General features: G+C 65.6%; 17 protein-coding genes. 2 read left to right on the forward strand and 15 right to left on the reverse strand.

The window, feature by feature from the left end; genetic code table 11:
* Positions 1-6: 6 nt before the first annotated feature.
* From MCHT01_RS12970 to MCHT01_RS13040, 15 genes are all read right to left on the reverse strand, one after another.
* Positions 7-1,074 carry a glycosyltransferase family protein gene (locus MCHT01_RS12970; RefSeq protein ID WP_067065717.1) on the reverse strand — a complete coding sequence of 356 codons (1,068 nt, stop codon included), beginning with the start codon at positions 1,072-1,074 and terminating at the stop codon, positions 7-9.
* Positions 1,071-2,204 (reverse strand): non-hydrolyzing UDP-N-acetylglucosamine 2-epimerase, encoded by a 1,134-nt coding sequence (gene wecB / locus MCHT01_RS12975; protein WP_067065718.1) that lies wholly within the window; start codon positions 2,202-2,204, stop codon positions 1,071-1,073. Before wecB ends, MCHT01_RS12970 begins: the two co-directional genes overlap by 4 nt.
* A gap of 1 nt (position 2,205) precedes the next feature.
* A complete protein-coding gene (locus MCHT01_RS12980; RefSeq protein WP_067065719.1) occupies positions 2,206-3,210 on the reverse strand; it encodes a glycosyltransferase family 2 protein in 1,005 nt (334 codons plus the stop codon).
* Positions 3,207-4,580 carry a polysaccharide biosynthesis protein gene (locus tag MCHT01_RS12985; RefSeq protein ID WP_067065720.1) on the reverse strand — a complete coding sequence of 458 codons (1,374 nt, stop codon included), beginning with the start codon at positions 4,578-4,580 and terminating at the stop codon, positions 3,207-3,209. The genes MCHT01_RS12980 and MCHT01_RS12985 overlap by 4 nt, the downstream gene beginning before the upstream one ends.
* Positions 4,577-5,578: an NAD-dependent epimerase/dehydratase family protein gene (locus MCHT01_RS12990; protein ID WP_067065721.1), complete on the reverse strand. Its 1,002-nt coding sequence runs from the start codon at positions 5,576-5,578 to the stop codon at positions 4,577-4,579. Before MCHT01_RS12990 ends, MCHT01_RS12985 begins: the two co-directional genes overlap by 4 nt.
* 26 nt (positions 5,579-5,604) lie before the next feature.
* Positions 5,605-7,362, reverse strand: coding sequence for a thiamine pyrophosphate-binding protein (locus MCHT01_RS12995; RefSeq protein ID WP_067065722.1), 1,758 nt, complete (start codon positions 7,360-7,362; stop codon positions 5,605-5,607).
* A gap of 69 nt (positions 7,363-7,431) precedes the next feature.
* Positions 7,432-8,127: a hypothetical protein gene (locus MCHT01_RS13000; RefSeq protein ID WP_067065723.1), complete on the reverse strand. Its 696-nt coding sequence runs from the start codon at positions 8,125-8,127 to the stop codon at positions 7,432-7,434.
* A gap of 3 nt (positions 8,128-8,130) precedes the next feature.
* Entirely contained in the window at positions 8,131-8,838 is a 708-nt protein-coding gene (locus MCHT01_RS13005; RefSeq protein ID WP_067065724.1) for an aldolase/citrate lyase family protein, read from the reverse strand.
* 59 nt (positions 8,839-8,897) lie between these two features.
* Positions 8,898-10,247, reverse strand: coding sequence for a lipopolysaccharide biosynthesis protein RfbH (gene rfbH / locus MCHT01_RS13010; protein ID WP_067065725.1), 1,350 nt, complete (start codon positions 10,245-10,247; stop codon positions 8,898-8,900).
* The gene (gene rfbG / locus MCHT01_RS13015) at positions 10,244-11,317 is read right to left on the reverse strand and encodes a CDP-glucose 4,6-dehydratase (protein ID WP_067065726.1); all 1,074 of its coding nucleotides are present in this window, start codon (positions 11,315-11,317) and stop codon (positions 10,244-10,246) included. The genes rfbH and rfbG overlap by 4 nt, the downstream gene beginning before the upstream one ends.
* Positions 11,314-12,087 carry a glucose-1-phosphate cytidylyltransferase gene (rfbF, locus tag MCHT01_RS13020; protein ID WP_067065727.1) on the reverse strand — a complete coding sequence of 258 codons (774 nt, stop codon included), beginning with the start codon at positions 12,085-12,087 and terminating at the stop codon, positions 11,314-11,316. Before rfbF ends, rfbG begins: the two co-directional genes overlap by 4 nt.
* Before the next feature lie 48 nt (positions 12,088-12,135).
* On the reverse strand, positions 12,136-13,128 hold the full coding sequence (locus MCHT01_RS13025) for an FAD-binding oxidoreductase (RefSeq protein ID WP_067065728.1): 993 nt from the start codon (positions 13,126-13,128) through the stop codon (positions 12,136-12,138).
* Positions 13,129-13,149: 21 nt separating this feature from the next.
* A complete protein-coding gene (locus MCHT01_RS13030; RefSeq protein WP_084452505.1) occupies positions 13,150-13,584 on the reverse strand; it encodes a MarR family EPS-associated transcriptional regulator in 435 nt (144 codons plus the stop codon).
* Between the two features lie 49 nt (positions 13,585-13,633).
* Positions 13,634-14,755 (reverse strand): Wzz/FepE/Etk N-terminal domain-containing protein, encoded by a 1,122-nt coding sequence (locus MCHT01_RS13035; RefSeq protein ID WP_067065729.1) that lies wholly within the window; start codon positions 14,753-14,755, stop codon positions 13,634-13,636.
* 3 nt (positions 14,756-14,758) lie between these two features.
* Positions 14,759-16,738, reverse strand: a complete 1,980-nt coding sequence (locus MCHT01_RS13040; protein ID WP_067065730.1) for an SLBB domain-containing protein — start codon at positions 16,736-16,738, stop codon at positions 14,759-14,761.
* A 225-nt stretch (positions 16,739-16,963) separates the two neighbouring features.
* On the opposite strand from MCHT01_RS13040, the gene MCHT01_RS13045 reads away from it, so the two are divergent.
* Positions 16,964-18,091, forward strand: coding sequence for an MraY family glycosyltransferase (locus tag MCHT01_RS13045; protein ID WP_067065731.1), 1,128 nt, complete (start codon positions 16,964-16,966; stop codon positions 18,089-18,091).
* A gap of 85 nt (positions 18,092-18,176) precedes the next feature.
* Positions 18,177-19,727 carry a DEAD/DEAH box helicase gene (locus MCHT01_RS13050; protein ID WP_067065732.1) on the forward strand — a complete coding sequence of 517 codons (1,551 nt, stop codon included), beginning with the start codon at positions 18,177-18,179 and terminating at the stop codon, positions 19,725-19,727.
* The last annotated feature ends 35 nt before the right edge of the window (positions 19,728-19,762 follow it).

Genomic DNA, 19,762 nt, shown 5'->3' on the forward strand with positions numbered 1-19,762 from the left:
CTGTGATCACGCCGCTTCTCGCAGCTTTCGCTTCAGGCGCTCCTGATGGTCCTGGGCCGACGCGACCAGAGAAAGAACCGTCGCCTGGTTGTGGCGACGCATGGCATCAGCGGACGACGCATCAGGCAGTTCGCCGGACTCGAACTGCCGAAGAGTGACGCCCTGGAGCGAGGTGCTGTCGAAGTCACCAATGCGTGGCGTGATGACGACCGGAATCACGCCCCAGTACAGATACTCCACCAACTTGGTCGGGCAGGCGACCGCATTGACCAGGTCAGCCTCACGCAGAACGAATCCGTACTGGTGGGTGAGATAGAAGTCCTTGACCTTCGCCGGCGCGACGGATTGACATTGGAAACGAGGGATCTGGCTCCCCGTCAATCGCGCGCTGAATCGCTCGACGTCACCGGTCAAGAACGAGTAGGACAGCAGCGGCTGCCGCGCCGCAGCGGCGATCATCTTGTCGACGTTCTGCCAGGACTGCATGCCTCCGGCATAGATGACCGAGTCAGGCAGACGTTTCGCCATCAGGGCGGCAACCGCGGTGGTGTCATCGCCCAGATGCGGCAGGATTGGCAGCACTATGTCCTCTCGTGCGCGCTTCTGTCCATGCTTGCCCTTGAAGTGGGCCAGCATCGAGCTCGTCACGCACACGAGCACGTCACAACGCCTCAGCGCGAACCGCTCCGCGATGGACATCACCCGCGCCACCGCGCCTCGACCTTCCGCCATCATCTCCTCGGGGACGATGCCGTGGGCGTCGAAAATCACCGTAGCCGGAGTACGGAAGAACATCAGCCGCAGCGCGTTATGGGCCGAATGCACGTACACGAGTCGCGCGTTCCTCAGTATGGACAGGATGCGGAAGAAATGACGGATGACGTTGAGGCAATGAATGGTCGCCGCGCCTTCCTGACGAGTCTCCCCGTTTCTGAAACGCGTGAACGAGAGATCCAGATAGGTCCGAGGCACGTCGGACATCAGGCTGTCGATGTGAGCGACACGCTGGATCATTCCATCCTTGGCATTGGCCTCGGAGGGGAAGGATGCAATGACGCAGATATCGCCGCTCATCGACCTTCTTTCATGAACCGTTCGATGCGGGCGGCAATGCGAGCGGCGGCCTGGCCATCTCCGTACGGATTGCTCGCATTGGCCATCGCGTCGTAGACACCCGGAGCGTCAAGCAACTCCGCAATGCCCGACACGATGTTGTCTGCGTGTGCTCCTACGAGACGCGCGGTGCCCGCAGCGACCGCCTCGGGCCGCTCGGTCGTGTCGCGCATGACCAGAACTGGCTTGCCCAAGGACGGTGCCTCCTCCTGGATACCGCCGCTGTCCGTGAGGATGATGTGGCTGCGCGTCATCAGGTAGACGAAGGACAGGTAATCCTGCGGCGGAATCAGGTGTATGTTGGCCTGTCCACCGAGTGTCTCCTCGACCGGCCCCTTGACGTTGGGATTCAGGTGGACGGCATAGACCACCTGGACATCGCCGCGGCGCGAAAGCGCCAGCAGCGCGTTGCAGATCTCGCGCATACCGTCGCCGAAGTTCTCGCGGCGGTGGCCTGTCACCAGGATCAGCTTGCGTTCGCTGTCGAGGAAGGAGAAGCGCTCGTGCAGCGGGGCACTCAGGGACGCGTCATTCGCGAGACGACCGGTGACCTGGAGGAGTGCGTCGATGACCGTGTTGCCAGTGATCTCGACGGTCGACGGATCGACCTTCTCCGCCTGCAGGTTGGCTGCGGAGGTCGGCGTAGGGGCAAAGTGCAGGTGCGAGACGAGACCCGTGATGCGCCGATTGAGTTCCTCCGGCCAGGGCGACCACAAGTTCCCCGTGCGCAGGCCCGCCTCCACATGGCCGACAGGAATGCGCTTGTAGAAACAGGCGAGCGAAGCCATCGAAGTGGTGGTGGTGTCGCCATGCACCAGCACGAGATCGGGGCGTTCCTCGTCGAGCACGCGCGAGAGGGCTTCCAGGATTCGCGCGGAAATACCGTCCAAGGTCTGCGACGTGGACATCAGATTCAGATCGTGGTCAGGGACGATGTCGAAGAGCGACAGCACCTGATCAAGCATCGAACGATGCTGGGCGGTCACACAGACCTTCGTCTCGAGCCACGATTGATTGCGCAGGGCGCGCACCACGGGCGCCATCTTGATGGCTTCGGGACGGGTGCCGAAGACGATGAGAACTTTCTTCACGTCAATGAACCTTGGTGGAGAGTTTGGTGACCGCGGCTCGGCGCAGGTCAAGTGCGCCCTTGACGATTCCCAGCAGATTCAGCTTGCCGAGAAGCCGCAAGGAGCCGAGCAACATGACTGGATAGCCAAGGCGGATCAAGATGCCCCTCACCTCTTCCAGATGATGGAGCCCGCCGTTGGCCGCCGTGTAGATCAACGCCTTGATGGGATAGGAGCGACGGAATGTCCGGCCAATCGCTTTCCACATGGATGCCGTGTCGCCGTGGATCTCAGTGATGAGTCGCCGCATGGTCTGGGCGTCCAGTGCGATGAAGCGCCCCGGTACGGTATTGAAGTCGTTGGGATTGCCGCCGCGGGCAAGGACGAGGCACTCGTCGGTCGCCGCCAAGGAAGCTCCTTCCGCGAGGGCGGCATGCATCGTGAGCATGTGGATGTAATACGTGCCGACCCAGCCAAGCACTCGATCACGACGGTCCATCCAGATGGTGCGCCGGAATGCGAAAGAAGAAATGAACGTGAAGAGTAGGCTCATGTTCGGCATGTCGCCGAAGTACTTTTCCAGAGCAGTGGGAGTCGAGTCGACCTGACCGGCCGGCGGATGCGCGGCATACAGGCGATTCAGCAGGATGTCGGTCTGCACGTAGCCGAAATGCAGGATGTCGTTCCGTCGCTCGCGGAGCGATCTCAGAAGGCGCTCGATCGTGTGGGGTTCGACGACGTCGTCGCTCCCCAGCAGCCAGCAGTACTCGCCTTGCGCGAACGCGACGACGGCATCGAAGTTCCGGTCCGGTCCAATATTGGTGTCCTGCACGACCCACCGCAAGGGGAGGCAGTGACGGAACTCTTCGAGCAGTCCGATCGTGCCGTCGGAAGAAGCGTTGTCGCTGACGACAACCTCGAACTGGTCGTCAAGACCTGCAGCCTGAATGGACTCCAGGCATTCACGCAGAAATCCTTCTCGGTTGAATGTCGGGATACAGACGGAAAGCAGCGGGCGGCTCGTCATTCGGTTCTCTGGCGATATCGGGAAAAGATGAGCGCGCACCAAGGAAGCGCGACGAACAAGGAAACTGCGGCGTAAGCCGCGACGGTCGCCGTCAGGCTGACGTGCGCCATCCAATAGACCCCGCCGCCGATGAGGACGGCTGCGGCGACGGACTGGGCCAGCAAGGGCTCCTCCTTGTGCGCCCGCATGTAGGCCGCCATCGCGAAGACGATCGAGTTCACGACCGTCACGGCGGCGAGCAGCAGCAATGCCGGCAGGGGGGGCAGTCGGTCGAGGATCTTCGGCACGAAATGACCCGCGACTTGCGCGAGGCCGACGAACAGGACCACGCAGAAGGTCGTCGCACCGACGGAACGAAGTGCCTGGCGGTCAAACAGTGCATTCAGCTCGGCGCGTTCCCGGCGAGCAATGTGCGCGGAGAAGGTCGGGATCTTGGCCGAGATCCAGCTGATCCCCACAGTCGAGATCGCCGAGAAGATGGTCAGGCCCAAACCCAGGCGTCCTGCGGCGACCTCGCCTTGATGCGCGAACACGACCGGTGTCAGGAAATTGAAGATGAAGTAGCCACTCGCCCAACTCAGCGCGATGCGCCATTGGAGCGGGAATACGTCGCGCCCGTAGGTGTAGCCTCCCGCCGGTCGATCGTCGGCGGGCGTCGACACGCGCTCGCGTAGCCCACGCAGGAGGGGTTGGCGGGAAAGCCACCAAGCCGTGCCGGCCGCCGACACCAGCGGCACCGCGGCGGCTGCCCAGAGGCCCTGGCCGCTCAGCAACAGCAGCCAGAGCATGGCATAGCCGGCAACGGACTGGCGCAGGCGTAGACGCGCGACCTGGCCGACCTCGCCCAGCCCCTCGCAGATCGCCAGGCGCGCGCTCATGGCGAGATTGAGCGCCGTGGCCGCGATGAGCACCACCCAGGTGGTCAACCACTGGGAGGTCGGCAGAGAACCTTTGTGGGAGAAGAACAGGCTGCCGCCTGCGAGCAGTGCGATGAAGAACAGACTTGCCATCACGGCATTCCACTTCGTCGACAGCGATAGCAGGGAGACGACCGCCCTTTGCCAGCGGATGTCTCCGTCCAGATGGGTGTCGGACACGCGACGCAGGTGCGCGGCGGCGTGGCTCGTGAGTTGGGTCAACACGTGATTGAGACCAAGCTCGAAGAAGATCTGCGTGGCGAGTACCGCGTTGAACGTGTAGTAGTAGCCCTGTTGGGACGGACTGAGAAAAGTGGGGATGAGAAGCGCGGTGGCGCCCCCGGCGAGGATTGACCAGCCACGGAAGAGGAGCGTCGCCAGGATGTGGAAGTCAAGGCCCAGCCTGGCAAGAACGCCAATACGCGGTGCAGCGGTGCTGTTTGCATCGCTCATGTGTTTTCTCCGGTACGGCCGTCCAAGCCGCTGTCGACCTTGGCTCGGAACACGTCGCGGATCGCCGCCGCCAGATCCACCTCCACGCGCAGCCCCAGCTCGTCGCGTGCCCGGCGGACATCCGGCAGGTAGAAGTTGCGACGCGCCGACTGACCGGCCTCGGCCTGCTTCATCACCCGCACCTCCGGCCTGCGCCCCGGTGCGAGCGCCGCGACCTTGGCCGCGAGCTCCGCGATGGAGACGGCTTCGCCGGACCCCACGTTGTAGGCGCGTTGCGCCCGGCCGCTCAGCAGCAGCGTCGACAGCCAGCGCGCCAGGTCCCGCTGATCCAGGTAGGAGCGCACCGGCGTGCCGTCCCCCTGGATCACGATGTCGCGACCGGCCAGCGCGTCGCGGATGAAGTTGCCGATCGCGAAATGCGCGTCCAGCGGCAGATCCTCGCCGACGAAGGCGAAGCACCGGGCGACCACGGTCTCGAGGCCATGGGCGTCGTGGTACAGCGCGCAAAGATGCTCCGCCTGTCGCTTGGCCACGCTGTAGGCGTTCTGCGGTTCCAGCGGATCCGGCATGCCGTGGTGGTCCTCCGGCACGCCTTCCGGAAACTGCGCGATGCTCCCGTACACCCCGCCCGAGCTGGTCAGCAGCACGCGCGGCTTGCCGCAGCGCAGCGCCAGGTCCAGCACGTGACGCGTGCCGTCGACGATCTGGTTGAAGCGCTGCAGCGGCGTCAGCGACAGGCCCGTGGTCGAGTCCGTCGCGGCATGCAGCACATGCGTGTAGTCGCCTTTGGGCAGCGTCTCCGGGCGCTGGATGTCGCCGGCGACGAGGCGCACGTCCAGGCCGGCCAGCAGGTCGCCATGCGCCGAGCGGAAGCGCGCGGGGTCCCGCGACAGCAGCGTGAAGCGGGCGCCGGCGAGTTCCGGCGCGCCGCCCGCGGACCAGTGCCGCAGCAGCGCCTTGCCGAAGAAGCCGGTTCCCCCGGTGACGAACAGATGCATCGCGTGTGCCGTGTCTGCCGTGAGGGTCAGGCCTTGCCGTCGAACGACAGGCCCTCGAGATAGTCGATCTCGGGGGTCATGCGGTCGATCGGGTTGGACTCCATCGACCCGCTCTCGGTGATGCGGCTGGAGATCTTCGGGAAGTAGGTCTGCTCCGGATCGATGTGCACGACGAAGGCGCACAGGCCCGGGTTGTTGAAATGTTTCAGGAAGACCGGGTCGTTCTCGAAGCCGCGGTTGACGTGCACCACGGGCACGTTCCAGGCCGGGAACAGCTTGTCCCAGTTGGGCAAGCCCAGGCCGGACTTGCGGTCGCAGCCGAGGTACTTGCCCTTGAAGTAGTTGATCTGCGTCATCCGGATCGAGGCGTGACCCTGATCGTGGAAGATGAACATCTTCAGGTTGAGTCCGTTGATCTCCGCCGTGCCGACTTCCTGCATGTTTTGCGCGAAGCCGCCGTCGCCCTCGATCAGGATGGTGCGGCGCTCGTTGTCCGCTGCGACGCAGGCACCGATGGCGCCCGACAGGCCATAGCCCATCGAGGCCAGCGACTTGTTGGTCAGCATGCGCTGTCCGAAGCGCTGCTTGTACAGCTGCATCGACAGGGTGAACGCGCTGCCGCTGGAGCAGGGGATCACCAGATCGTCGGACTTCGTCAGCGTTTCCAGCGTGACGATGAAGTCGTAGGGCGACAGGTAGTCGGCGCCGGTCTGGTTGACCGCCTCGACGCGCGGCACCGCGGCGCGCACCTTGCGGGCGTAGTCCAGCCAGGCGTCATGCGGCTTCAGGTCGGCGGTCACGAAGCGGGAGATGAAGTCGTCGGCATCCACGCACAGGCCCTGGTCGATGCGCGGGTGACCCTTGCGCAGCTCGGCCGGGTCGATGTCGACCTGGACGATGTGGGCGTCACGACCGAACTCCTGCCAGTTGAAACCGGTCTGCTGCATGCCCAGGCGGGTGCCCACGGCGATGATCAGATCCGATTGCTGGATCAGGATGTTGCTGCTGCGCTGACCCCAGGTGTTGGGGCGGCCCAGGTAGTTGTCCGCGTAGCCGTCGACGCGGTCCGCGCCGTTGTACGTGGTCATGACGGGCACGCGGGCCTCGGTCAGGCGCTGCTGCAGGCGCTGTGCGACCTCGTAGCTCACACCGCCGCCGATCAGCAGGACCGGCTTCTTCGCGGCGTTGTAGCGTGCGACGACATCGGACACGTCGGCCTCGGCGGCGATGGGCAGCGCTGGCTTGGTCGCCACGCCGATCGGCTCGGGCTCGACGGTTGCCGCCTGCACGTTCAAGGGCATCTCGATGAACACCGGGCCCTTACGCGGAAGCCAGGACTGCGACACGATGTCCTTGAAGGCCTTCGCGTCGACCGGCTCGCGCAACTGCACCGAGGCCTTGGTCGTGGAGGACAGCAGCTCGACGCCGTTGATCTCCTGGATGCCGCGGCCGCGCAGGCCGTCGGAGGCCAGGTCGCTGACCTTGACCTGACCGCCGATCACCAGCAGCTCGCGGCTTTCCAGCCAGGCGCCGGAGACGGCGGTGACGACGTTGGTCAGGCCCGGGCCGGTGGTGACCAGCGCCAGCGCGCGCTGACCCGGTTCGGCGATCTCATTGAAATACTCGGCGCCGATGCCGGCCGCCACTTCATGCACCACCGGCACGCCGGTGAGGTAGCGGCTCAGGCTCTCGGTGAGATGCATGATGTTGCCGCCGCCGACATAGAAGTAATGCGTGTAGCCGAGGTCGCGCAGCCACTCGCCGATCTGGTCGCTGTATTTCATGAGGGATCTCTTGGGTTGTCGTTCAGGGAAGCGGGCGGGCGCGGCTCGTGACCGGACCCGCCGTGCCGCTCACTCGTGCGCGAGCTTCAGGAAGCCGCCGATGATCTGGAAGGCCTGGCCCTGCGTGTAGCTGTCCACGTGGGCGACGTCGTAGCCCCAGCCCGCGTGGATGCACAGGTCCACCTCGGTCTCGAAAGGCTCCAGGTGGGAGTTCATGTCGTCGATGTAGACGACGTAGTCGCCGTTCTCCAGCCAGCGCTTGTGCTTGGCCACGCCCAGCTTGGAGCCGTGCTCGCGGATCTCTTCCTGACCGTAGATCTCGATGCCGTCGGCCTCGAAGAACTCCAGCGTGCGCTGGATCGACGCCTTGTTGCGGGTGGACAGGATCTTGAAGGTCTGCGGGTACTTCATCAGCAGCGGACGCAGCTGATAGAAGAACGGGTAGGGCGACATCAGCTTGGCCCAGTCCGGGTCCTTGATCATCTCGGCGCGCGCGGCGAAGAAGCCTTCCGAGAAGCGCCAGTCGTCCGCGTCCGGCTCGACCTCGTGCAGCTTGGTGATGTCGCGGAGGATGCGGTCCTTCTGATACAGGCGGCAGAACTGCCACGCATCCGTCAGCTGGGCGCGGAAGCTCATGAACTCGTCGAAGGACAGTCCGTGGCGATAGCGGTCGTCACCCTTGGCCAGGTGCTCGCACACCTGGTAAGCCTCGTAAGCGCTGTTGAACAGCACGCCGTCGAAGTCGAGCAGGATCAGCGGCTTCATGGCTCAGGCCCTCTTGGTGAGCGCGGCCAGACGCGCGTTGACGGCCGGCAGGGTGCGCTCGGACTCGCGCGCCCGGCGGCGCAGTAGCACTTCCTCGAGCTTCAGCGCGTGCGTCAGCGCGGACTCCTCCAGGAAGCGCTCCACCGGCATCACGGCCTTGCGGGTCTCGACGTAGTCGAGCAGGCCGCGCAGCTCGGCGTCCGTCTGCAGCAGCTCGCGCGTGTGCTTGCTGACGCTGCCACCCATCGTGACCTTCAGGCCCTTGGCCTTGGCGGCGCGCGCCACCGTCTTGACCATGCCCACGGTGCGGTCCGACTCGACGCTGTCGCCCTTGTACGAGGCGGTCAGGTCGGTGCGGCCGATGGTGACCTCGGAGAGCGACTTGCCCTCGGCCAGGATGGCGTCGATGTTGGCCACCGCGGTGATCGTCTCGATGGTCACGCCCACATGCTCGAACGCGCCCTGGGGCAGCATCTCCATGTACTTCTCCATCGCGAAGGCGGTCTCCACCATCGGGCAGACCAGCGACGTGATGCCGATGTCGGCCAGGTAGAAGACGTCGCTCTTCGCTTCGGCGCCACTGATCTTGACCAGGTAGTCCTTGCCTTGACGCGCCGCGAACAGGGCCTCGGCGGCCACGTCGACACGGGTCAGGCCCTCGGCTTCGAACTCGCCCTTCAGGCTGGCGAAAACGCTGTAGTCGATGTCCATCGTTGTCCTCACTTGTCTCTCTTGGATGTCTGGGGTCTCGAAGGTCGCGCGGGCGACGCTCAGAAATTCACGCCGAAGAACTCTTCCAGCTTGCCGGCGATGTAGTCCAGCTGCTCCTGGCCCAGCGCCGGGAAGGTGCCCAGCCAGAAGGTCTGGTTCATCACGACGTCGGTGTTGGTCAGCTCGCCGCTGACGCGGTAGTTGCGGCCGGCCATGTAGGGCTGCTTCGTCAGGTTGCCGGCGAACAGCAGGCGCGTGCCGATCTTGTTCTCTTCCAGGAAGTTGATCAGGTCCGCGCGCTTGACGCCGGCCGTCTCCTTCACGATCAGCGGGAAGCCGAACCACGACGGCTCGCTGTTGGGCGTGGCTTCTGGCAGGTGCAGGAACTCGGCCACGCTGGCCAGCTTGGCCTTCAGGTAGGCGAAGTTGGCGCGACGTTTGGCAATGAACTCCTCGACGCGGTCCATCTGCGCCAGCGCGCAGGCGGCCTGCATGTCGGAGATCTTCAGGTTGTAGCCCAGGTGGCTGTACGTGTACTTGTGGTCGTAACCGTCCGGCAGGTCGCCGCCCAGCTGCTCCTTGGTCCAGCAGAAACGCTTGTCGCAGGTGTTGTCCTTGCCGGGCGGGCAGTAGCAGTCACGGCCCCAGTCACGGAAGGATTCGGCGATCAGCTTCAGCTCGGCGTTGTTGGTGAACACCGCGCCGCCTTCGCCCATGGTGATGTGGTGGGCGGGGTAGAAGCTCAGGGTGCCGATGTCGCCGAAGGTGCCGACCAGCTGGCCGTTGTACGTGGCGCCCAGCGCGTCGCAGCAGTCCTCGACCAGCCACAGGTTGTACTTCTTGCACAGCGCCGTGACCACGTCCAGGTTGAACGGGTTGCCCAGGCTGTGGGCCAGCATGATGGCCTTGGTCTTGGGCGTGATCGCCGCCTCGATCTTGCTGGCGTCGATGTTGTGCGTGGCCAGGTCGACGTCGACGAAGACCGGCACGGCACCGAACTGGACGATCGGGTTCACGGTGGTGGGGAAGCCGGCGGCGACGCCGATGACCTCGTCCCCCTGCTTGATCGCGCGATCGCCCAGCTTCGGGCTGGTCAGCGCCGAGAACGCCACCAGGTTGGCCGAGGAGCCGGAGTTCACCGTGATCAGGTACTTCACGCCCAGGAACTGCGCCAGGCGTTGCTCGAACATGGCGTTGAAGCGACCGGTGGTCAGCCAGCCGTCCAGCGAGGCGTCGACCATCATCTTCAGTTCACCGGCGCCGATCACCTTGCCCGAGACGGGCACGGGCGTCTGGCCGGGCACGAAGGCCTTGGGGGCGTACGCGATGTCGGCGTACTGCTGGACCAGCTCGCTGATCTGGCTGCGGAGCTTGTCGAGCTGCGGCTGGAAATTGATGGGAGTGGTCATACGTCGGCTCGGTATTGAGAGATTTGATTCAGACAGACGGCGCGCATGTCCTGGCCGGACAGCCAGGCTTGATGCCAATCGGTGATGCGGGTCAGCGCGGTCTCGAGCGACCAGCGCGGGGCCCATTGCAGGCGCTGGCGCGCCTTGGAGATGTCCAGCTTCAGGAAGCTGGCTTCATGCGGGTGATTGCCCGGCTGCAGGGTCCAGGAAGCGCCGTCGCCCCAGGCGTCGCACAGGTGCTCGACGATCCACTGCACGGGACGGGCGTCCTCGTCGCGGGGACCGAAGTTCCAGCCCTCGGCGTCGGTCTGGCCTTGCGCATAGAGACGCTCGGCCAGCAGCAGATAGCCCGACAGCGGCTCCAGCACGTGCTGCCACGGACGGATCGCATGCGGGTTGCGGATCAGCACGGGTTGCTTCTCCTGCAACGCGCGCAGGATGTCCGGCAGCAGCCGGTCCAGGGCCCAGTCGCCGCCGCCGATGACGTTGCCGGCGCGGGCCGTGGCCATCGCGATGCCCGCGTCCTTGAGGAAGGACTTGCGGTAGGCCGAGCTCACCAGCTCGGCGCAACCCTTGCTGTTGGAGTAAGGGTCGTGACCGCCCATGGGCTCGTCCTCGCGATAGCCCCAGACCCACTCGCGGTTCTCGTAGCACTTGTCCGTCGTGATGTTCACGATGGCCTTGACCGAGCCCGTGTGGCGCGCGGCCTCGAGCACGTGCACCGTGCCCATCACGTTCGTGGCGTAGGTTTCAATCGGCTGGTGATAGGACAGGCGCACCAGCGGCTGGGCCGCCATGTGGATGACGATCTCGGGCTGGAAGTCGTCGAAGGCCGCCTTGACCGCCGCGAAGTCGCGGATGTCGGCGATGCAGTGCTCCATGCCCTCGGCCACGCGGGCGACGTCGAAGAGCGCGGGCTCCGTCGGCGGTGCCAGCGAGACGCCGCGCAGCGTCGCGCCCATGGACTGCAGCCACAGGCTGAGCCAGCTGCCCTTGAAACCGGTGTGACCGGTCAGCAGGACGCGCTTGCCCTGCCAGAAGGCGGGATTGGTCTGCGCGAGGCTGCTCATTTCCAGCTCTTCCACGGTGCCTTGCCGGAGGCCCACAGCTCCTCCAGGAACGTCTTGTCGCGCAGGGTGTCCATCGGCTGCCAGAAGCCGTCGTGCTCCCAGGCCATGAGCTCGCCGTCGGCAGCCAGGCGTTGCAGCGGTTGCTGTTCCCAGACCGTGGCGTCGTTCTCGAGGTAGTCCAGTACGCGCGGCGACAGCACGAAGAAGCCTCCGTTGATCATGGCGCCGTCGCCCTTGGGCTTCTCCATGAACTGCTTGATCTGGTTGCCCTGGATGTCCAGCGCGCCGAAACGGCCCGGGGGGTAGGTCGCGGTCAGCGTGGCGGCCTTGCCGTGGCTCTTGTGGAACTCGATCGCGGCGCCGATGTTGACGTCGCTGACCCCGTCGCCGTACGTGAAGCAGAAAGCCTCGTCATTGCGCACATAGTCCGCCACGCGCAGGAGTCGGCCACCGGTCATCGAGTCGTCACCCGTGTCCACCAGCGTGACGTTCCAGGGCTCTGCGCGCTTGTGATGGACTTCCATCCGGTTGCTGCGCATGTCGAAGGTGACGTCGGACATGTGCAGGAAGTAGTTGGCGAAGTACTCCTTGATCACGTAGCCCTTGTAGCCGCAGCAGATCACGAAGTCGTTCACGCCGTGCTGCGAGTACATCTTCAGGATGTGCCAGAGGATGGGCTTGCCGCCGATCTCGACCATCGGCTTCGGGCGGGTGGAGGTCTCTTCGCTGAGTCGGGTGCCCAGGCCACCGGCCAGAATCACTGCTTTCATGGGAAAGGTCCTATCGGATCGGGATCGTTGGATCGAGGAGGTCGACGCTCAGGTCGCGGCCGAGCACACGAAGGCGTCGGAATGGAATTGGCGCTCGGGCAGGCCGGCCGCGTGCAGCCGGGCCTGGGCACCGTGGATCATGGCGTCGGAGCCGCAGGCGTAGACCAGCGTGTCGGCCAGGTAGGGGTGCTCACGCAGCATCACGTCCTGCACGTGCCCGCGGGCGCCGGTCCAGGCCTCGTCGGCGCGCGACAGCACGGGGACGAAGCGCACGCCCGGCTGCTCGGGCGGCTGCCAATAGAGGTCCTCGCGATGGCGCCCGCCCCAGTAGACGGTGACGGAGCGCGGGGGCGCGTCCTGGGCCAGCGCGGACATGCCTTCGAGGATGGCCTTGACGGGAGCGATGCCGGTGCCGGTCGCCAGCAGCACCAAGTCCTTGCCGGCCTGGCCGCGCAGGAAGAAGGTGCCGAGCGGACCGCGCAGGCGCAGCAGGTCGTTCGCCTTGGCTTGCTGGAACCAGTAGCGGCTCATCGCGCCATCGGCCACTTCACGGATGTGCAGCTCGATCTGCTTGTCGGCGCGCGGCGCGTTGGCGATGGAGTAGCTGCGGCGCAGACCTTCGGCGCCGATCACGTCGATGTACTGGCCGGGCAGGAAGTCCAGGGCCGAGGTCGGCGGCAGGCGCAGCATCACGCGCACGACGTCGTGGGACAGGCGCTCGATGGACTGGATTCGGCAGGGCAGGGTCTTGGCCTCGGGCAGCACGACGTCGCCGAGATCGTCAATCTCCAGCTCCACCGGACCGCAGGCCTGTCGCACGCAGGTGAGGATGAAGCCGTGGGCCTTGTCCTCCGCGCTCAGGCCGAGCTCGTCATGCGCGGCGACCGTTTCGCCCGAGCGCACGCGCCCCTTGCACGAGCTGCAGCGGCCGGTGCGGCAGCTGTAGTCGAGTACGACGCCTTGACGCAGGGCGGCGTCGAGCAACGATTCGCTGCTCTGCGCCTCGAACGTCTTGCCGCTGCTGATGGTGACGGTGTGCATCCCCGATATCTCTTGTTCTAGTTAGGCACGCCCGTCGTGACTCGTGGCGTCTGGAGCAACTTGATGGATCGGCCCCGCCGTGGCACTCGACGGTCCCTGTCGGGATACCTCGTCACGCAGCGCATCGATCTCTCGCTGCAGTTGCTCGAACTCTGCTTCCTTGATGGCAAGGAAGCGTCGCGCCATTCGCATCTTTGCGTGAACCCCGCTCGGCGTCAGGATGTAGACATAGGCGAGCTTGTTGTCCGAGCGACGAAAGTTGTTGACCTTCACCCAGCCACGGTCGATGACGGCGCGCAGGCAGTAATTGATCTTGCCCACGCTCACACCCATGCGCATCGCGAGGTCGCGCTGGTTGCTGTCGTTCTTCTGCTCAAGCTGCGAAAGCAACTCGTAGTCGAGCGCCCGACCCGGTTCGGGGTCGCGGCCTGACGTGGTCGGATCGTTCGAAGTCATTACCCGTTCAATCGTTGAACGGGCTGGACTCTACCACGCCCCCTCCCCCTCAGTTCGCCCGTCGCCGACGCAGCTCTCGTCTGGCAAAGAAGGCCGTCAGGATGAGCCCTGCAAGTACCGTCGTGACCGCCGCGATCACAGTACGCTGAGGCTTGCTCTTTCGCTCCGGGGGGGTGGCCGGATCGAGCACCTGGATCAAGGTGCCCTCGCGGGCTTCATCCATCTTCGCGATCTCGAACTGCTTTGCGTAGATCTCGAAGACGGCCTCTTGGTATTTGAACTCGCGATACGCGGAGACGTAGTCCTGACTGCCGCTGGCTTCCATCGGGCGCTCAAACTGCGCCAGCTGGCCGCGAAGGCCGGCGAGTGCTGCCACTTGCTGCTGCACTTCGGGTGCGCTGTCCGTCATGGTCTTCCGCAGCGTGGACAGGCGTACCTCGGTTGCGGCGATCTCCGCCTTGGTTCGTGCGTAGGCCTCGGCGGCAGCCTTTGGCTCGCTTTTCAACGCGCCTGCGGTGAAGCCGGTCTTCTGCACATCCAATTGGGCCGCTTTGAGCGCCTCCTTGGTGTGAGCCATCTGCTGCTCGAAGAAGACGCGGCGCTGCTGGGCCTCGGTCAATGCGAGATTGTTGGTGACCCAACGAAGTTCATCGACGAAGGCATTTGCCATTTGAGCGGCCCGGGCAGGATCCTTGTCGTCGACGTCAATCGAGATCAGGTTGTCCTTCTTGCCCGCGCTGATCCGGACGCTGCTGCTCAGTTGCTTGAGCGCATCCACCCGGAACTTGGATTGGTACAAATCCATCAGTTTGAAGCGATCGATGATGCGATTGCCCACCGTCACGCTCTGCATGATCGAGATGTACTGGTCAGTCTGGCTCTTCACCGCACCGCCGCCCGCCAGGCCCGCTAGCGCACCCAGCGACGCCAAGGCGTTTGCCGCAGAGTTTTGCTGCTGCTGGGGGCTGACGATCGTCGCTCGTGCGGTGAAGGTTGGCGTGATCATCAGCGTAATGCCATAGGCCGCAATGCCGATCGCGACGGCGAGCGCGGCGATCTTGAGCCTGTGGGGTTTCACGGCCGAAGCCAACACGGAGAAGGAAATGCCGTCCTGGAAATCGTCGCCTTGGAGGCTGTTAGCGCTGGTCGAAGTCATGGTGCTGATCGACATATCTCAGTTCTTGATCGTCTTCAGCGCCGCGGCACCCAGACCGAATTGATAGAGGATCTGCGTCCAGTCCTTCGCTTCCTGGATGAACGTGGTCTTGTTCATCTCTTCCGGCACGAAGACGGTGTCGCCCGGCAGCGCCTGCAGGCCTGTCAGGTTGGAGCCGAAGCCCAGCCAGCCGCTGCTCGACTGCTTGGCGCTCACCACTGTGCCATTCGCGCGGATGACGAAGGTGCCGGACGAATCCGCGCCTCGCGTCGGGCCGCCCGCCAGCTTCAGGATGTCGTCCACCGACGCGCCGTCGTTCAGCAAGAAGCTGCCGCCATTGAACACGCTGCCGAACACGCCCACCGTCATCGGACGGTTGGGGATCAGCAGGCGGTCGCCGTCCTCGACGGTCAGGGCCGGCAGTTGCTTCGCATTGGTTTCCAGCTGGAGCACGACACGGCCCGTCGGGCGCACCGCACGCAGGCGGTTGACGAGGCGCTCGGTGCTGGCGGCGCGCTGGGCGTTGGCGGCGGCCTCGTCGGCGGATGCGGCGCGCTGCGTCGTCGCGTACTTCGTCAGCTCGGTCTCCATGTCGCGCAGCGCGCGGTCATAGTTTTCCTGCTGGGACTGGCGCACGCTCTCGCGCGAGAAGTCGGTACCGAAGACATAAGCCTGCGGCGTCAGGCCGCCCGCGGCCTGGATCGCGTCGGGCAGCGTGGCCGTCGGCGGCAGCACGTACTCGCCGGGCTTGGCGACTTCGCCTTCGACCGTCACGCGCTTGTACTGCTTGTACTGCGGGATCGCGGTGTTGACGCTGCTGAACACGCGCAGAACGTCGCCGTTCACCACCGAGGCCTTGGCTTGCGCCGGCAGGGCCAGTTCGACCACGCGCTTGTCGGTGCGCTCGCTCAGACGCTCGACCGACACGCGGGTGCGGTCGGCCACGGCATTCACGCCGCCGGCCATGGCCAGCACGTCATCGACCGTCTCGCCCGGCTTGAGCTCGACGATCGACTGCTTGTTCACGCTACCCAGCACCGCGACCTGCGGGCCGACGGCGCCGATGTGGATCACGTCCTCGGCTTGCAGCGCGCGGTCACTGGACTTGTCGCCCTTGAGCAGCAGGTCGTAGGCGTCGAAGGTCGCGACGGTGCGGCCGTTGCGGCGCAATTCGATCTGGCGGAAGCTGCCGGCCGCCGACGGGCCACCCGCACGCACCAGCGCATTGACGATCGTGGCCAGGCTGCTGACCGTGTACGCGCCGGGCTTCGCGGTGAAGCCGGTCACGTAGATGCGGATCGAGCGCAGCTTGCCCAGCGAGGTGCTGACCTGGAAGTTCTTGAAGACCTGACCGAAGCGGTTGCGCACGACCTCGTTGAGGTCGCCGTAGCGCACGCCCGCCACCAGCACCGGACCGACACGCGGGATGGTGATGCGGCCGGAGCGGTCGACGGTCAGGCGCATGTCGGCGTCGACCGAGCCCCAGGCGGTGACCTGGATCTCGTCGCCGATGCCGATCAGGTAGTCGGCCGGCGCCATGCGCGGGCCGTCGGCATCGCCGTTCAGGCCGCGCTGTTGCTGGGAGTCGTCCAGCATCAGGTCGTAACCGAGTCGGCGGATGACCATCTCGGGCGAAATGACCTTGGTGGTGACGACGCCCGACTGTTGCTGTTGCTGGCGCAGCAGGTAGAGGTTGGGATTGTCCTGGTCGAGGTCGGCGCGCTTGAGCTGGTCGATGACCTCGGGATCCTTCAGGTCGATGCCCAGGAGCTTGTTGACGTAGATCTCGAACTCGCCCGGCACGTAGCGGTCACGCTTGCGGGTTTCCTTGCCGGTTTGCGTCGAAGCGGCCGTCGACTGCGAGGACGTGTCCTGCGTCGTGCGGTTCGACGAGTTCAGCTTCACCGGGCCGGTGCTGTCGCTGGACGACTCGTACATCGACGACAGCGTCGAGCCGGTGGTCTGCGCCATGGCGGAGCCCACCGTCAGGCAGGCCATGAGGACCGCGAGCGCCTGTCGCGCGAAACGGGGCCGGCCAATGGTCGTTGTTCTTGCGGCCGGGGAAAGGGCGCGTTGGGCGCGAAGTTCCATGCGTGATCTCACCTTGGGATGGGCTTTGCCGCCGATGGCCAGGATGCCCGGTCGACAAGCGCGGCATTCTATGTGAGCCGTGTTGCGCCAAAACCGCCGGGATTCGCACGACGCCTCGTTACACTGCCGCGCATGCTGTATCTGCTCATCCCGTTCGCGCTCGCGGCGGTGATCACTCTCTACGTGGTGCATTCGTCGACCGTGCATGGGCACCTGTCGGCCGACCACGATCTGTCCGGGCCGCAGAAGTTCCACGCCCGGCCCGTGCCCCGCATCGGCGGCGTCGGCATCTTCGCCGGCCTGGCTGGCATGGTGGCGCTGGCCTTCGCGCTGGGGCACCCCCAGGCCCGGATGGGTGGGCTGCTGCTGCTGTGCGGCATCCCGGCCTTCGCCGCCGGCCTGATCGAGGACTTCACCAAGCGCGTTTCCCCCGGCAAGCGGCTGTTGGCGACCGCGGTGTCCGCCGCGCTCGGCTGCTGGGTCCTCGGCGCCATGATCACCCGCACCGACATCCCCGGCCTGGACCTCATCGTCGCCACGACGGTCGGCGCCGTCCTCGCCACCGTCTTCACCGTGGCGGGCGTGGCCAACTCGGTCAACATCATCGACGGCTTCAACGGCCTGTCCTCGATGTGCGTCAGCCTGATGCTGCTGACCTTCGCCTACGTCGCCTACCAGGTCGGCGACACCGAGATCGCCCTGTGGTCGCTGGCCGGCGTCGGCGCCATCCTGGGCTTCTTCGTCTGGAACTATCCGGCCGGCCTGATCTTCCTGGGCGACGGCGGTGCCTACTTCATGGGCTTCTACCTGGCGGAGATCGGCATCCTGCTGATCCACCGTCATCAGGAGGTCTCGCCGCTGTTCGCGCTGATGGTGTGCATCTACCCGGTCTTCGAGACGCTGTTCTCGATCTACCGCCGCCGCTTCCTGCGCAACACCAACCCGGGCGACCCGGATGGCATCCATCTGCACTCGCTGATCTACCGTCGGCTGATGCGTTGGGCGCTGGGCGCCCGCGACGCGCGACTGATGACGCGCCGGAACTCGATGACCGCGCCCTACCTGTGGACGCTGTGCATCTCCTCGCTGGCGCCGGCCCTGCTGTTCTGGGACTCGACGCCCATGATCGCCGCCTGCATGGTGCTGTTCGGGGTGTTCTACGTCGCGCTGTACTGGCGCATCGTCCGCTTCCGCACCCCCAAGTGGCTGGTCTTCCGCGGCGATCAGCGCAAGCTGCCCGTCGACCCGCAGAACCACTGATTCTTCCCGGATTCCGGGCGTGTCCGACCCGCCCTCCGTGGTTTCCCGGGGCCTCACGAGGGCCTTGGGCGATAATCCGCCGCTTATGACCGACACCACCCCGACGCCAAGCCCGCGTTTCGACACGCTGCCGCTGAACCCCAAGCTGCTCCGTGCCGTCGACGACCAGGGCTACGCGACGATGACGCCCATCCAGGCCAAGGCGATCCCGATCGTCCTGTCCGGCCGCGACGTGATGGGCGCCGCCCAGACCGGCACCGGCAAGACCGCCGCGTTCTCGATCCCGCTGCTGCAGCGCATGCTCAAGCATGAGAACGCCTCGATGTCGCCCGCCCGGCACCCGGTCCGCGCCCTCGTGCTGGCCCCGACCCGCGAGCTCGCCGACCAGGTCGCCAACAACGTCAAGGCCTACGCCAAGCACACCCAGCTGCGCGTGGCCTGCGTCTTCGGCGGCGTCGACATGAAGCCCCAGACGCTGCAGCTCAAGGGCGGCGTCGAGGTCCTGATCGCCACCCCCGGCCGCCTGCTCGACCACATCGAGGCCAAGAACGCCGTGCTGAACCAGGTCGAGTACGTCGTCCTCGACGAGGCCGACCGCATGCTGGACATCGGCTTCCTGCCCGACCTGCAGCGCATCCTCAGCTACCTGCCCAAGACCCGCCAGACGCTGCTGTTCTCGGCGACCTTCTCGCCCGAGATCAAGAAGCTGGCCCAGAGCTATCTGCAGGATCCGGAGCTGGTCGAGGTCGCCCGTCCGAACGCGACGGCATCGACCGTCGAGCAGCGCTTCTTCAGCGTCGACGATGACGACAAGCGCGCCGCCGTCCAGCAGTTGCTGCGTCAGCGCGAGATCAAGCAGTCCATCGTCTTCGTGAACTCCAAGCTGGGCGCGGCGCGTCTGGCGCGTGCCTTCGAGCGAGACGGCCTGAAGACCGCGGCGCTGCACGGCGACAAGTCTCAGGACGAGCGCCTGAAGTCGCTGGAGGCCTTCAAGCGCGGCGAGGTCGAGCTGCTGGTCGCGACCGACGTCGCCGCCCGCGGCCTGGACATCGCCGACCTGCCGGCCGTCTTCAACTTCGACGTGCCCTTCAACGCCGAGGACTACGTGCACCGCATCGGCCGTACCGGCCGGGCCGGCGCCTCGGGCCTGGCCTTCACGCTGGTGACCAAGGCCGACGCGCGTCTGGTCGGCGAGATCGAGAAGCTCATCAAGAAGAAGCTGGACCTGGAGCCGATCGAGCTCGAGGGCAGCCGTCGCCGCTTCAGCGGTGAGCGCGGTGAGCGCGGTGAGCGCAGCGACCGTGGTGATCGTGGGGACCGCGGCGATCGCGGTGGTGATCGTGGCGAGCGCGAAGGTGGCGGCGAGCGCCGCGACTTCCGTCGTGAGCGCGAGGACCGCCGCGACGAAGCCTATGGCTCGTCGGCCCCGTATCGCGCGCCCCAGCGCCAGGCGGCCTACGACCCCTTGTTCGACAAGCCCTATGAATCCAGCGAGCGCGCCGAGGTGCCCTCGTGGGAGAAGGGGCAGGCCGCGGCCGCGCGTGGTGGCGTGTCGGCCAACATCAAGCCCAAGAAGAAGGTCGCCGCGCTGTTCGGCGCCAAGAAGCCGCCGATCACGGCGGACAGCGAGTCCTGATCACGCCTGCGGCGCCCGACGCGGCGCCTATGCGA

The organism is Mitsuaria chitosanitabida ATCC BAA-476 = NBRC 102408, from assembly GCF_001598255.1.
Lineage (GTDB): Bacteria > Pseudomonadota > Gammaproteobacteria > Burkholderiales > Burkholderiaceae_C > Roseateles > Roseateles chitosanitabidus.